The following is a 12,014-nucleotide window of genomic DNA, read 5'->3' on the forward strand; positions in this document are numbered from 1 at the left end:
CTGGGAGGGTTCAGAGTGCGGTCTGCACGTGCCCGGTGTGCTGCGCGCGGCCCCAGGTGGGCTCGGCGCGCGGCGCCCATTCCAGGGTGTGCAGTTCGGTGATGGCGGCAGCCCAGCTCTCGGCCAGCGAATCCAGAATGGCCAGACCCTGTTCCGGTGTGGCGGGCAGCGGGTCGCCGATGATCCCGCTGGGGCCGAAGTCGCGCGCGCTCCAGGCGCAGGCGGGCCGGCCATCGGGCGATAGCAGGGGCGACGGGAAGGCGGGCGGGTAGTTCACCACCGCGCGGTCCATGCGCACCGTCTCGGGTGCCAGCGCCAGCATCAGCGCGGTCTCGGCATGGCCGGCGTGCATTGCCAGCTTCTTTTCTTTTTCAGACAGGTACTGCCCCGCCACGTGCGGCACGCGCCAGGTGAAACTGGGCACCACGATGAAGTCGCCGTGACGCAAGCGCAACTCGCGGGCCGACATTTCCATCACCTGCGGCTGGCCGCCGTGTCCGTTCACGATGAGCAGCTTGCGAAAACCGGCGCGGTAGACCGACTCGCCCACCTCGTTCATGGTGGCCAGCAGCGTTTCACCGCTGAGCGTGACGGTGCCGGGAAAGTGCAGGTGCTCTTCGGACTTACCGTAGGTGATGGGTGCCATGGCGTACGCCGGGATCGAATCCGGCAGGCGCGCCAGTGCGTGGCCGATCACGCCAGCCGCGATCACCGTGTCCACCGCGCAGGGCAGGTGCGGCCCGTGCTGTTCGGTGGCGCCGGTGGGCAGCACGATCACGGTGTTGGCCTTGTCGGGCAGGTCGGCGATTTCGGTCCAGCTCAGGTAGGGCAGGAAGCGGTGGGGTGGGTTGTAGCCGTGCAGCATGGGCGGTTCTCGGAAGGGGGGTCGCAATGGGTGGGGTCAGCGCAGGGGCAGCCAGGCGGTGGCTTCCACTTCGATCAGGATGTCGGACGTGGGCAGCATGGCGCTGACCTCCACCACGGTGGAGGCCGGTGGCTCGCCTGGGAAGAAAAGCTTGCGCACGCCGCTGTAGCGCGGGAAGTGGTCCAGGTGCTTGAAGTACTGCACCAGCTTGAACACGTCGCTCATCTGGCCGCCGGCGGCCTCGATGGTTTGCCGGATGCTGTGGAGCACGTACCAGCTCTGCGCCAGGATGGGGCCGTCCTTGGTGTCGCTGCTGAACTCGCCGGTGCGTCCGATCAGGTCGGCGGCATCGGCAGGAATGTCGCCAAAGCCGCGCACGATGCGACCGGCCGCGGGGTTCACCGCGATCACGCCGGACAGGAAGATGAAGTCACCCGCGCGACGCCATGCGGCGTAGCGGGCCAGGGGCTGGGCGATGCCGGCGGATGTGTTCATGAGACTTCCTGATTGGAGTGACCGATCACCCAGGCCGCAGGCACCGGGCCGCTGATGACATGGCCGCCGCGCAGCACCAAACGCGGCTGGCTACGCGAAGGAAAGCCCCAGGAGTTGGCCGCCGTGAACAACAGAAGATCGGCGCTGTCACCAGGCTGCAGCGGCAATTTCGCAGGGCCACGCTGCAGCCAGTCGCTGCGGCACAGCGCTTCACTCCAGCGGTCGAACGGCGCATCGAGTTGCGCCGCTGTGACGCCGCTGGCCAAGGCCTCCAGTGGATCGAAGCTGCCCACCGGGCAGAACGGGTCCTGCACGTTGTCGCTGGCCACCAGCACCGGAATGCCGCGCTCGCGCGCTTCCTTCACCAGGGTGATGCCGCGCAGGCGTGGCGTGCGGCCGGTGGTGGCGTCCTGCAGCAACAGGTTGGTGATGGGCAGGGTGACCAGGGTGATGGGCGTGGCCGCCACCGCGTCCAGCGTGGCCAACGCGGCGTCCTCTTCCTGGGCGGCCAGCGCGCAGGTGTGGCCGCAGACCACGTGTCCTTCGAAATGCATGTCTTGCACGATGGATGCGGTGGTCGCCAGGCCGCAGGCGGCGGGGTTGAGTTCTTCGTCCACGTGCAGGTCCACGTTCAGCCCGTGCTGCTGTGCCGCTTCGAACAGATGGCGTAGGGCCTGCGGGTCCCAGTTGGTGGAATGCACGAAGCCGCCCAGCAACGCGCCGCGGCCGCTGCGCGTCACGGTGGCGGCCAGTGCCTGGGCGGTGGCCCGGTCGGCGTAAAGATGCAGCGGGATCAGGCTCACACGCTCCAGCGTGATGCGACCGGACCATTCTTCGGCCAGCTCACGCAAGACCGACCAGGCCAGCGGCTGCGCATCAGGCTCCCACCAGTCGCAGTGGGTGCGCAGGTGGGTCACACCCGCTTCATAAGCCCATTGCAGGGCACGGCCGGCACGCTCGCGCACGTCGGCTTCCGTCCAACTGCGCCGGTCCACCATCATGGCCTCTATCGCGCCCAGCAAGCCCGGCTGCACCGCCCCCATGCGCGGTAGCGTAAAGGCCTTGTCCAGGTGGGTGTGAGCGTCCACCAGGCCAGGCAGCACCAGCGCTCTGTTGAGATCCCAGCATTCATCTGAAACTTCGCCCAGCGTCTGGTGTGGCCGAACGCTTTGCACGCGGCCATTGGCCAGGTGCAGGTCGGCCAGAGCGGGCTGCGATCCGGCGCTGGGCCAGGATGGCGGCAGCAGCCAGCGTGGCAGGCGTGCGCGTTGTAGCAGAGTGGGGGCGTGCATCGTGTTCATGCGAAGCGGGCCATGGCGCGACCTACCTTGTTGCGGAACGCGTCCAGCCTCGGCGTTGTGGCCACGTTCATGTGGTAGCAGGCGTGGTAGTCCACCCGTGCACGTCCACCGGTGAGCAGGCGCATGTAGCGCGTGACGGATTTGCGCGGTGGGTCGCCCATGAGCAGGGCCGTCCAGCGCGGGCGGCCGTAGGTCACCACCGCAGAGATTCGCTTGATGTGCGTGAGTGAAGGCTTGACGTTGTGCGGGTCGCTGATGTCAAACGCCACGCCGGGCATGAGCACACGGTCGAAGAAGCCCTTGAGCATGGCCGGCATGCCGAAGCACCACGTGGGAAAACAGAACACCACTGCCTCGGCCCACAGCAGGCGGTCCACGTAGCCCTGCACCGGCACGCGGTTGCCGGGCACCTCGTGGTAGCCCAGGCGTTCCTCGCGCGAGAGCACGGGGTTGAAGCCTTCGGCATACAGATCGCAGTCGTCCACCTCGTGGCCGGCGCTGCGCAGGCCGGCCAGCACTTCGCTGTGCAGGGCGGCGTTGTAGCTGGTTTCCACCGGGTGGCAATAGATGACGAGCACGCGCATGGCAGGGGGTATTGCTGTGTTTGAACGATTGGTCAAACTTTTGCAAGTGCCGTGCCAACCCGATGAACGGAGCGCAAAGGCTTTTCAGAGTCGTTCAAGGCCGCTTCGGGCGCTCCCAGGGCCTGCAAACGCGCGCTGACGCACCGCGCACGGCATGCTGGTGCGCGGGGCTGGAAAGCGTGCGTCAGTCTGGTGCGAGGCCGCAACCCATCAGCACAAATGTGGTGAGCTCGCGCGCGATGGGTTCGCGGTCCAGCGGTTCATCAGGCCCCAGGCCCAGCATCACCTGCACCTGCACGCCGTAGTCGGCGTAGTGCTGGGTCATGCCCCAGATCTGCATGAGCAGCAGGCGAGCGTCCAGCTCGCGCAGCCGGCCTTCCGCAATCCAGCGGTTGATCACGTCCACCTTCTGCTGGGTGGACTTCACCGCCACTGGCCAGTAGCGGCCCAGGTTGCGCCCGCCACCCAGCACCTCGCTGGTGAAGATTCGCGAAAGGCCCGGGTTGTCCAGCGCATAGTCCAGCTTCTTGCGCACGTAGTGGCTCAGCACCTGCTTCGGGTCGTCGCTTTCAATGTCAAACGCGAACGCACTCGACCAGCCGTTGAGCACCGAATACAGCAGGTTTTCGTACAGCTCTTCCTTGCTGCTGATGTAGTAGTGCAGGTGCGGCTTGGTGAGGCCGGCGCGTTCGGCAATGGCCTTGGTGGACGCGCCCTTGAACCCATGTCGGCTGAACTCGGTGATGGCCGCTTCGCGGATGGTGGCCAGCATGCGCTCGCGCCCGGGCTTGCCTCTGGCGGCCAGGTTGTCGGGCAGGGTGTCGTCGTCGGGAGCGGTCATGACAGAAGGATAGCGTGAGTGTTCCGCTGAACGGCCCGGTTCAGCGCGGCAGTTGCAGCGCAGGCGCCGCGACGCCGGGTGGCAGTTCGCCCGTGCTCAGCCGGAACACATGGTCTTCCGGGTCGCACAGCACCGCCTGCCATTCGCCGTAGTAGGTGGCGTAAGGCCCCTTGATCACGCGCCCGCCCAGGGCCGGCACACGCGCCGTGGCTTCGCTCACCGCGGCGGCGCTCTCCAGCATGAAGGTGGCATAGGCGGTGACATCACCCGACGCACCCACGGCCGGTGCGCGCCCGCTCAGGTTCAGCAGGTCGTAGGCCGTAGGCGCATGAAAGCCGAACTGGAAGCTGGACGTGGCCAGTGCGCAGTAGATGGGCGAGCGGCTGTGTGTGGCTTCATCCAGACCCAGCAGCGCCTGATAGAAGCGCAGCTGCTGCGCGATGTCGTGGCAGAACAAATTGACGTAGAGCTTCATGCGGCCTCGGTCTGCTCGGTGGCTTGCTTCAAGCCATAGGTCTTCTGGTACATCTCGTTGAGGTGTTCACCGGCGGTGCAGGGCGGGTACTTCGGTGCCTCGCCGGGAGCCACTGTGCCAGGCACCGCTTCGATGCGCGCAAAGAATTCCGGCTCGTAGAAGAAGGGGATGGAATAGCGTGGCGCGCCGCCCGAATGCAGGTTGCGCACGCGATGCGGGTTGGAGTGGTACAGGCCGTTGGTCCAGCGCGGAATCATGTCTCCCAGGTTGACCACGAAGCAGCCTTCGATGGGTGTGGCCGGTACCCAGCTGCCATCGGGCATTTGCACCTCCAGCCCGCCGTGGGCGTCCTGCGCCAGCACGGTCACGGCGCCCCAGTCGGTGTGCGCACCGGCACCAAAGGTGCGCTCGTCCGCCCCTTCCGGGTGGGCCGGGTAGCGCGCCATGCGCAGTGTCACCATCGGGTCCTTGCAGGCAGCATCGAAGTGGTCTTCCGGCAGCTCCAGCGACAGCGCCAGCAACTGCATGAGCCGCAGCGACAACGCGTTCATGGTGTCGATGTAGGCCTCGCAGATGGCCTGCGCATGCGGCAGCTCTTCGGGCCACTGGCTGGGGCCGTAGGTCTGGTGGCCGGCCTGCACATAGGGGTGTTCGGCTGGCCAGTTCATGCCGCAGTAGAAGCTCTCTTTCAGGTCAGGCCTCGCACTGGCGTCCAGCGTCTGCGCACCCAGCGCTTCAAAGCCACGCATGATGGGCGAGTGCTGGATGGACAGCGCCTCGCGCCGCTCCAGCGGCAACTCCATCAGCTCGCGGGCGATGTCGAACTGGCGCGCCACCACATCGGCCGGTACGCCGTGGTTGCGAATGTAGAAGAAGCCCGCGCTCGTGGCCGCTGCGCGCAACTGCTGTGCCACTTCGGCAGAGCGCGGCCCGCCGGGCACCAGCGCGCCGCTCAGGTCGATGACGGGAATGCCCATGGTGCGTGCCCCCAGAGGTTCAGGCCTTGAGCCGACGGTCGGCGGCGGCGGGCAGGAACTGGTCGGTCCAGAACTCGGCCACGGTGGGCGCGCTCTTGAGGTTGAAGGCCGCCACGGTTTCGTCAATGGTGGCCTGCAGACGTGCACCGGTGGCAGCGCCCCAGCCGTTGGACTGGGTGTCGGGGGTCTTCATCGTGCCGTCCACGATCAGCTTCAGTCGCTCGAACTCCAGCGTTTCGTTGGCCAGGGGTTCGCGCGCCTTCACGGCCGCCGCGCCCGCTTTCGGGTCGGCGATACATTCGATCCAGCCGCGCGTGCTGGCTTTCACGAAGGCCTTGAGTACATCGGGGCTTTCGCTCATCACCTTGGGATTGGCCACAAGGCCATTGCCATACGACTTCATGCCGTGGTCAGAAAAGCGGAACACGGTGAGCTGTTCCGGCCCCATGCCACGGGACTGCAGGTTCAGCAGGCCGGTGAAGAAAAAGTAGGCCACGGCGTCGAAGTCGCCCTTGACGAAACGCGTGTCGCCAATGTCGGGTGTGGCGTTTTCCCACTTCACGCCGCTGGGATCGAAGCCCTGGGCTTTGGCGAACACCGGGAACAGCTTGCGCGACGCATTGAATGGCTGACCCAGGATGGACTTGCCGGCCAGATCGGCGGGCTTCTTGATAGGGCCATCCTTGCGCACCATCACCGCGTTCGGGTTCAGGTCGTACTGCATGGCCACCGCTTTCAGGGCCACCTGCGGGTTGGCCAGGTTGAACTCGATCATCGAAGACAGGTCTGCAGACGCAGCGTCGTAGGCGCCGCCACCCACCAGGCTGATGGCCGCTGCGGAGCCGTTGCCTGTGTCGATGGTCACGTCAACGCCTGCGTCCTTGTAGTAGCCACGCTGCTGCGCCAGCAGGAAGCCCGCGCCTGATGCTTCGACCTTCCAGCCCAGGTTGAACTTGAACTTCTGCAGAGATCCTTGTGCACGCACAAACGGCGACACGGCCAGCAACGATGCGGCGCCCGAGGCGCAGAGGAGGGAACGGCGTTTCATGGTGCAAGTCTCCTTTCAAGGGAACAAGCCTGCCGGGGCAGGGACGGGGTTGAATCGGGGTGTGGCGTGCGGGGTTCAGCTCGCCACGGTTTGAACGATTTGCTGTACGGCTTCGCGCGCGTGGGCGGCCAGCCGGGTGCGGTCCAGTCCGGGGATTTCGCCCCGCTGCACCACGGGCTTGCCAGCCACCCACACGGTGTCTGTCTGTAGCGAGCGGCCGCACAGCACCGGTGCACTGCCAGGGTCGTGCAGACCGATCGCGGCGATGCTGTCCAGTCGGTAGCTGGCCAAGTCGGCCGCCTGGCCGATCTCGATGGTGCCGATGCCGGGCAGGCCCAGCACCTCGGCACCGCCGGCCGTGGCCATGCGCATCACGTCGTCGGTGCTCAATGCATCTGGGCCATGGCGCAGCCGGTGCATCAGGTAGGCCATGTGCACTTCACTCAGCATGTCGGCAGCTTCGTTCGACGCCGCGCCGTCCACCCCCAGTGACACCTTGCCGCCCTGCCGCAGCAACTCCACCACCGGGGCGGTGCCAGAACCCAGTCGGGCGTTGCACTGCGGGCAGTGGGCCATGCCGGTGCCGCTCTGCGCCAGCAGGCGCTGCTCGGTGGCTTCCATCCACACCAGGTGGGCGAACCACACGTCCGGCCCCACCCATTCGTGCCGTTCCACAAAGGCCAGTGGTGTGCAGCCGAACACCTCGGCGGTATGGCGGCCATAGTCGGGCGTCTCGGACAAATGGCTGTGCATGCGCAACTGCAGCGAACGCGCGAAGCGTGCGATCTCGCGCAGTTCGTCCGGCTTGACGGACCAGTTCGGTGTGGTCGGCGCCACCACCACGCGGCGCATGGCGTCGGGCGCCGTGTCGTTGAAGCGTGTGGCGTCGTCGGCCACCTTGCGGAAGAACAGGTCCAGCGGTTCGGGCGCGATCTGGGGCGACGGCGTGGCGTCGATCTGTCGCACCTGCGTGGCCACACCGCGGCACACCACCATGCGCACGCCCAGCCTGTCGGCTTCGTCAAACACCACGGCCGTGGCATCGAAGGGCATGTCGGGGTAGTGGTGGTACTGGTGGTCGGCTACCGTGGTGCAACCCGAGAGCAGCAGTTCGCTCAGGCCCACGCGCACTGCCAGCCGGAACACGGCTTCGTGGTCGAACGCGCGGCGGTGGCGCACCGGCACGGCCGCCAGCCATTCGGCCAGGCGTGCATTCAGGCCCGCCGGCACGCCCTTGAGCAGGCTCTGGAACAGATGGTGGTGGGTGTTGACCCAGCCGGGTGCCAGCACACGGTCGGTGGCGTCGTGGACCACCTCGCCAGGTTCGGGCACCAGCGCTCCCATGGCGGTGATCTTGCCCTGGCGCACGCGCACATCGCACCGGCCCTGGGACAGGCGCGCACGCTCTTCCGGCAGGCCGGTGAGCACGGCGGTGGCGTTTTGAATGAGGCAGTCGCTCATGGCAATGTGGCGCTGCTGACTCAGGGCCTGTGCCCGTGGAGCAAAGCCACCGCCAGGTGCGCAACGGTCATCTGGTCGATGACCTTGAACCGAGCGGGCACAGAGGAATGGCTGCGATGCATGAGGTGCTCCAAGGACGTGCAACTTGTGGCCATCCCGCTCAGCCATGCGGGCAGAACGGGGCGGTACAAGAGCAATTTCCGGGCACGTGCCACTGGGGCACCACGCTGAACGCTTCTACTCTTGTTCAGCGTGCATGCAGGAGCCATGCCAACCCGAACTCGCCAAAACGGTGCACCGCCATGGCCTGTCTTTTGCTAGCATTCACGCCCAGAGTAGAAGCGTTCACCCTGCATCACGCAGGGCAGGAAATTGCTCTTGAGATCCCTCAAGCCAATTCATTCAGGAGCGTTTCATGCTGGTCACCCAACAGCCCATCTTCCGCAAACACTGGCATGCCGTCATCCCGTTGAGCCACCTGCAGGACGGCCCCAAGCCCTTCACCCTGCTGGGTGAAAACATCGTTCTTTTTCTGGACGAACATGGTGAGCCTGCCGCACTGAAAGACCGCTGCTGCCACCGCACCGCCAGGCTCAGCAAGGGCTGGTGCAAGAACGGCAACATCCAGTGCGGTTACCACGGCTGGGTCTACAACCGCAGCGGCCGTGTGATCGAGATTCCCCAGTACAGTGCCGACCGCGAAATCCCCAAGGACTACGGCACGCCGGCCTACCACTGCGTGGCGCGCTACGGCTACGCATGGGTGGCGTTGGAAGACCCGGTGGCGGACATCCCGGTGATTCCGGAATTCGACGCGGACGGATGGCGCACCATCTTCCAGTTCTATGAAACCTGGCACACCAGCCCGGTGCGCGCGCTGGAAAACTCGTTTGACAACTCGCACTTCAGCTTCGTGCACCGCGCCACTTTCGGTGTGGCCGCTTCACCCAAGCCCAGCAAGTACGAGCTGATCGAAAACGAGGCCGGCTTCTACGCCGAGACCGTGATCGACGCGGTCAACCCGGAGAAATTCCAGCGTATCAGTGGCGTGAAAGACGCCATCACCCAGCGCCACATGCGCAACGCCTACTTCCAGCCGTTCTCCCGCCGGTTGGACATCGAATACCCCAGCGGCGTGCGCCACGTGATCATCAACGCGTTCACGCCCATCGACGATGGCCGCATGCAACTCTGCCAGTGGCTGTTCCGCAACGACACCGAAGCCGATTGCCCGGCACAGTTGCTGATCGACTTCGACGAAGAGATCACCCGCGAAGACAAGGACATCCTCGAATCCACCGACCCCGACGCGGTGGTGGATTTGCGGCGGCGGGGGGTGGAATACTCGATGGACTCCGACCGACCTGGCATCCTCATCCGGCGCAAGCTGATGGCGATGTTGTCGGAGGCGGGGGAAGCGGAGGTGCACCGCTGAATTCGCGCCGGCTGATCCGGTGGGCGGCGACCGGGGTGTCCAGCTCCGCGACTGTCCCCCGCCCAGGGCTTCGCCCTGGGCTCCTCCTTTATGTCGCTGCGCCGGACACCCCGATCACCGCCCACCTCCTTGGCAGGCGCGTGTTCGCATACCCAGATGCCACTTCAGCTGGCGGGTGCAGGGCGCTCTGCGCAGCGGCATAAAGGAGGAGGGCCGGCGCAGCCGGTCCGGGGGACAGCCGCGGAGCAGAGTACCCTGCGGCCGCGAGCGACGCGAAGATGTGGAGGAGCAATCAGCGAGATGCCCAGAACCCCTGATGAGGTTCCAGCATCTCGGCTTCCAGCTCAGGCACCGGACCGATCACCTCAATGTTCTTCTGCCCCCTCGCCAATACTTCCCGGCAGGGCAGTGACAGCGTCGGGTTCTCTTCATGGTTGCCCGTGAGCGCCAGCAGCGCCTCTTCACTGGCTCCGTAGACCACCCGCCCAATATTCGCCCAATACAGCGTGCCGGTGCACATTGCACAAGGCTCGAACGTCGTCACCAACGTGCAGCGCGCCAGATACTCCGCCGGCCAGTTGTCTGCAGCCGTGCGCGCCAAGGTCGACTCCGCATGCTTCACGGTGTCGATGTTCCCTTGCTCCGCCAACACCGTCTCACCATCCGGCGCCACCAGCAAAGCCCCAAACGGATGCCGCCCCATCGAAGCAGCCCGACGCGCCACATCATTGGCACGCCGCAGATGGCGAATGATCTGGTTGTGGTGCATAAAAAATACGAGGTGCCAACAAACGGTGGTGCGAAGTGCCTTATCAAGTGACACCAAGGATCCGGCTCCGCCGGTCCAAGGTGTCGTCCCCCCTTCAGGGGGGAAGCGCCGTCAGGCGCGCAGGGGGGATGCCCAATGACTGGGGTTAGTTCTGTGATCCGCGATGAGCCCACCCCGTCGTGTGCTTCTCCACAAAACTGAACAGCTCATACATCGCCATCGCCATCACGCCCACCACCAGCAGTCCGCTGAAGGCAAGTCCCATCTGCATCGACGAACCCGCCGAAATCAGCAGGTAGCCAATGCCTTCGTTCGAAGCCGTCATCTCGGACACCGTAGTGCCCACGAACGCCAGCGTGATGGCCACCTTCAGCGAGCCGAAGAAATACGGCATCGAACGCGGCAGACCCACCTTGGTGAGCACGTCCCAGCGCTTGGCGCCGAGCACGCGCAGCACGTCTTCCAGCTCCGGCTCCAGCGTGGCCAGCCCGGTGGCGATGTTCACCATGATGGGGAAGAAGCTGATGAGGAACGCCGTGAGGATGGCCGGGCCCACGCCAATGCCGAACCACACCACCAGGATGGGCACGAACGCCGCCTTGGGCAAGGCGTTGAAGGCGGTCATCAGCGGATACACAGCTGCGTAGGCCAGGCGCGAACTGCCGATCAGGAAGCCCAGCAGCACCCCGACCACGATGGCGATGCCAAAGCCGGCCATGGTCACCCAGTAGGTGCGCCAGGCGTGGCCCAGGATGGTGGTCTTGTGCTCCATCGTCTGTTCCCAGATCCGCGACGGGCTGGGAAAAATGAACTCCGATACCCCGAAGCCACTGGTGATCACTTCCCACACGACCAGAATGGCGATGAGCAGCAGAAACGGCGACCAGCGTTCCATTTGTTTCTTGTTCATGGTGTGGGTCCGTTCACTGATTGACAGGGGTGCGCAAGGCGCCAATGTGGCCACGCAGTTCGAGCACGATGTCGCTGAAGTCTTTGGTGTATGTCACCTCCAGGTCGCGCGTGCGGGGTATGGGAATCTCGCGCTGCACCACAAAACGGCCCGGGCTTTTGCTCATGCAGTAGACCGTGTCGGCCAGGAACACGCTCTCTCGCAGGTCGTGCGTGACCAGGATGACGTTGAAGCGTTGTGCTTCCCACAGGTCGCGCAGGGTGCACCACAGTTCTTCGCGGGTGAAGGCGTCCAGCGCGCCAAAGGGTTCGTCCAGCAGCAGCATCTTGGGTTCATGAATCAGCGCGCGGCAGATGCTGGCACGCTGCTGCATGCCGCCTGAGAGTTCCCAGGGAAATTTCTTTTCCATGCCGCCCAGGCCCACACTGGCCAGCAGCCGGCTGGCGCGCTCCACGTATTCCTTGCGGCGGTCCTTGAACTGGCTGCGGTAGGGCTCCACGATCTCCAGCGGCAGCATCACGTTGTCCAGCGTGGTGCGCCAGGGCAGCAGCGATGGGGCCTGGAACGCCATGCCGGAGATTTTCAGCGGGCCCGTCACCGGAGCGCCGTCAATGCGGATCTTGCCCATGCTGGGCATCTTCAGGCCCGTGGTGAGCTTCATGAAAGTGGACTTGCCGCAGCCCGACGGGCCCACGATGGCGATGAATTCACCCTTCTTCACCTTGAGGTTGATGTCCTCCACCGCGAAGGTGTTCTTGGCTAGCAGCTCTTCGTTGTAGGCCAGCCAGACCTGGTCGAATTCGACGAAGGCAGCTTCGTCTGACGGGGCGGAGTTCAATGCGTCTTGCATAAA

General features: G+C 65.2%; 13 protein-coding genes. 1 reads left to right on the top strand and 12 read right to left on the bottom strand.

What is annotated here, in order from left to right:
- Positions 1–10 precede the first annotated feature (10 nt).
- The 9 genes from J2W49_RS15620 to J2W49_RS15660 form a co-directional block, all read right to left on the bottom strand.
- Positions 11–865 carry a creatininase family protein gene (locus J2W49_RS15620; protein WP_310318012.1) on the bottom strand — a complete coding sequence of 285 codons (855 nt, stop codon included), beginning with the start codon at positions 863–865 and terminating at the stop codon, positions 11–13.
- A 36-nt stretch (positions 866–901) separates the two neighbouring features.
- Positions 902–1,360 (bottom strand): RidA family protein, encoded by a 459-nt coding sequence (locus J2W49_RS15625; protein ID WP_310318015.1) that lies wholly within the window; start codon positions 1,358–1,360, stop codon positions 902–904.
- Positions 1,357–2,652: an amidohydrolase family protein gene (locus J2W49_RS15630; protein WP_310318358.1), complete on the bottom strand. Its 1,296-nt coding sequence runs from the start codon at positions 2,650–2,652 to the stop codon at positions 1,357–1,359. The genes J2W49_RS15625 and J2W49_RS15630 overlap by 4 nt, the downstream gene beginning before the upstream one ends.
- 5 nt (positions 2,653–2,657) lie before the next feature.
- Positions 2,658–3,245, bottom strand: a complete 588-nt coding sequence (locus tag J2W49_RS15635) for an NAD(P)H-dependent oxidoreductase (RefSeq protein ID WP_310318019.1) — start codon at positions 3,243–3,245, stop codon at positions 2,658–2,660.
- A 184-nt stretch (positions 3,246–3,429) separates the two neighbouring features.
- A complete protein-coding gene (locus J2W49_RS15640; protein ID WP_310318022.1) occupies positions 3,430–4,086 on the bottom strand; it encodes a TetR/AcrR family transcriptional regulator in 657 nt (218 codons plus the stop codon).
- A 40-nt stretch (positions 4,087–4,126) separates the two neighbouring features.
- A complete protein-coding gene (locus tag J2W49_RS15645) occupies positions 4,127–4,561 on the bottom strand; it encodes a VOC family protein (RefSeq protein ID WP_310318025.1) in 435 nt (144 codons plus the stop codon).
- A complete protein-coding gene (locus J2W49_RS15650; RefSeq protein WP_310318029.1) occupies positions 4,558–5,538 on the bottom strand; it encodes an isopenicillin N synthase family dioxygenase in 981 nt (326 codons plus the stop codon). Before J2W49_RS15650 ends, J2W49_RS15645 begins: the two co-directional genes overlap by 4 nt.
- A 19-nt stretch (positions 5,539–5,557) precedes the next feature.
- Complete coding sequence (locus J2W49_RS15655; protein ID WP_310318032.1) at positions 5,558–6,586, bottom strand: ABC transporter substrate-binding protein; 1,029 nt, start codon at positions 6,584–6,586, stop codon at positions 5,558–5,560.
- A gap of 75 nt (positions 6,587–6,661) precedes the next feature.
- Complete coding sequence (locus tag J2W49_RS15660) at positions 6,662–8,047, bottom strand: amidohydrolase family protein (protein WP_310318035.1); 1,386 nt, start codon at positions 8,045–8,047, stop codon at positions 6,662–6,664.
- A gap of 415 nt (positions 8,048–8,462) precedes the next feature.
- Here J2W49_RS15660 and J2W49_RS15665 point away from each other — a divergent pair, with 415 nt between their 5' ends.
- Complete coding sequence (locus J2W49_RS15665) at positions 8,463–9,482, top strand: aromatic ring-hydroxylating dioxygenase subunit alpha (protein ID WP_310318037.1); 1,020 nt, start codon at positions 8,463–8,465, stop codon at positions 9,480–9,482.
- 292 nt (positions 9,483–9,774) lie between these two features.
- On the opposite strand, the gene J2W49_RS15670 is transcribed toward J2W49_RS15665, so the two are convergent.
- The 3 genes from J2W49_RS15670 to J2W49_RS15680 all read right to left on the bottom strand — a co-directional run bounded on the left by J2W49_RS15670 (position 9,775) and on the right by J2W49_RS15680 (position 12,011).
- Positions 9,775–10,251, bottom strand: coding sequence for a nucleoside deaminase (locus J2W49_RS15670; protein WP_310318039.1), 477 nt, complete (start codon positions 10,249–10,251; stop codon positions 9,775–9,777).
- Between the two features lie 145 nt (positions 10,252–10,396).
- The gene (locus tag J2W49_RS15675; RefSeq protein WP_310318042.1) at positions 10,397–11,161 is read right to left on the bottom strand and encodes an ABC transporter permease; all 765 of its coding nucleotides are present in this window, start codon (positions 11,159–11,161) and stop codon (positions 10,397–10,399) included.
- 13 nt (positions 11,162–11,174) lie between these two features.
- Positions 11,175–12,011: an ABC transporter ATP-binding protein gene (locus J2W49_RS15680; protein WP_310318046.1), complete on the bottom strand. Its 837-nt coding sequence runs from the start codon at positions 12,009–12,011 to the stop codon at positions 11,175–11,177.
- Positions 12,012–12,014 lie beyond the last annotated feature (3 nt).

Source organism: Hydrogenophaga palleronii (genome assembly GCF_031457455.1).
GTDB lineage: Bacteria > Pseudomonadota > Gammaproteobacteria > Burkholderiales > Burkholderiaceae_C > Hydrogenophaga > Hydrogenophaga palleronii_A.

Bases quoted from the DNA above. Each gene is read 5' to 3' on its own strand.
- J2W49_RS15655 (WP_310318032.1), bottom strand. From the start codon at position 6,586: ATGAAACGCCGTTCCCTCCTCTGCGCCTCGGGCGCCGCATCGTTGCTG.
- J2W49_RS15625 (WP_310318015.1), bottom strand. From the start codon at position 1,360: ATGAACACATCCGCCGGCATCGCCCAGCCCCTGGCCCGCTACGCCGCA.
- J2W49_RS15650 (WP_310318029.1), bottom strand. From the start codon at position 5,538: ATGGGCATTCCCGTCATCGACCTGAGCGGCGCGCTGGTGCCCGGCGGG.
- J2W49_RS15645 (WP_310318025.1), bottom strand. From the start codon at position 4,561: ATGAAGCTCTACGTCAATTTGTTCTGCCACGACATCGCGCAGCAGCTG.
- J2W49_RS15680 (WP_310318046.1), bottom strand. From the start codon at position 12,011: ATGCAAGACGCATTGAACTCCGCCCCGTCAGACGAAGCTGCCTTCGTC.
- J2W49_RS15620 (WP_310318012.1), bottom strand. From the start codon at position 865: ATGCTGCACGGCTACAACCCACCCCACCGCTTCCTGCCCTACCTGAGC.
- J2W49_RS15665 (WP_310318037.1), top strand. From the start codon at position 8,463: ATGCTGGTCACCCAACAGCCCATCTTCCGCAAACACTGGCATGCCGTC.
- J2W49_RS15660 (WP_310318035.1), bottom strand. From the start codon at position 8,047: ATGAGCGACTGCCTCATTCAAAACGCCACCGCCGTGCTCACCGGCCTG.
- J2W49_RS15640 (WP_310318022.1), bottom strand. From the start codon at position 4,086: ATGACCGCTCCCGACGACGACACCCTGCCCGACAACCTGGCCGCCAGA.
- J2W49_RS15630 (WP_310318358.1), bottom strand. From the start codon at position 2,652: ATGCACGCCCCCACTCTGCTACAACGCGCACGCCTGCCACGCTGGCTG.
- J2W49_RS15675 (WP_310318042.1), bottom strand. From the start codon at position 11,161: ATGAACAAGAAACAAATGGAACGCTGGTCGCCGTTTCTGCTGCTCATC.
- J2W49_RS15635 (WP_310318019.1), bottom strand. From the start codon at position 3,245: ATGCGCGTGCTCGTCATCTATTGCCACCCGGTGGAAACCAGCTACAAC.
- J2W49_RS15670 (WP_310318039.1), bottom strand. From the start codon at position 10,251: ATGCACCACAACCAGATCATTCGCCATCTGCGGCGTGCCAATGATGTG.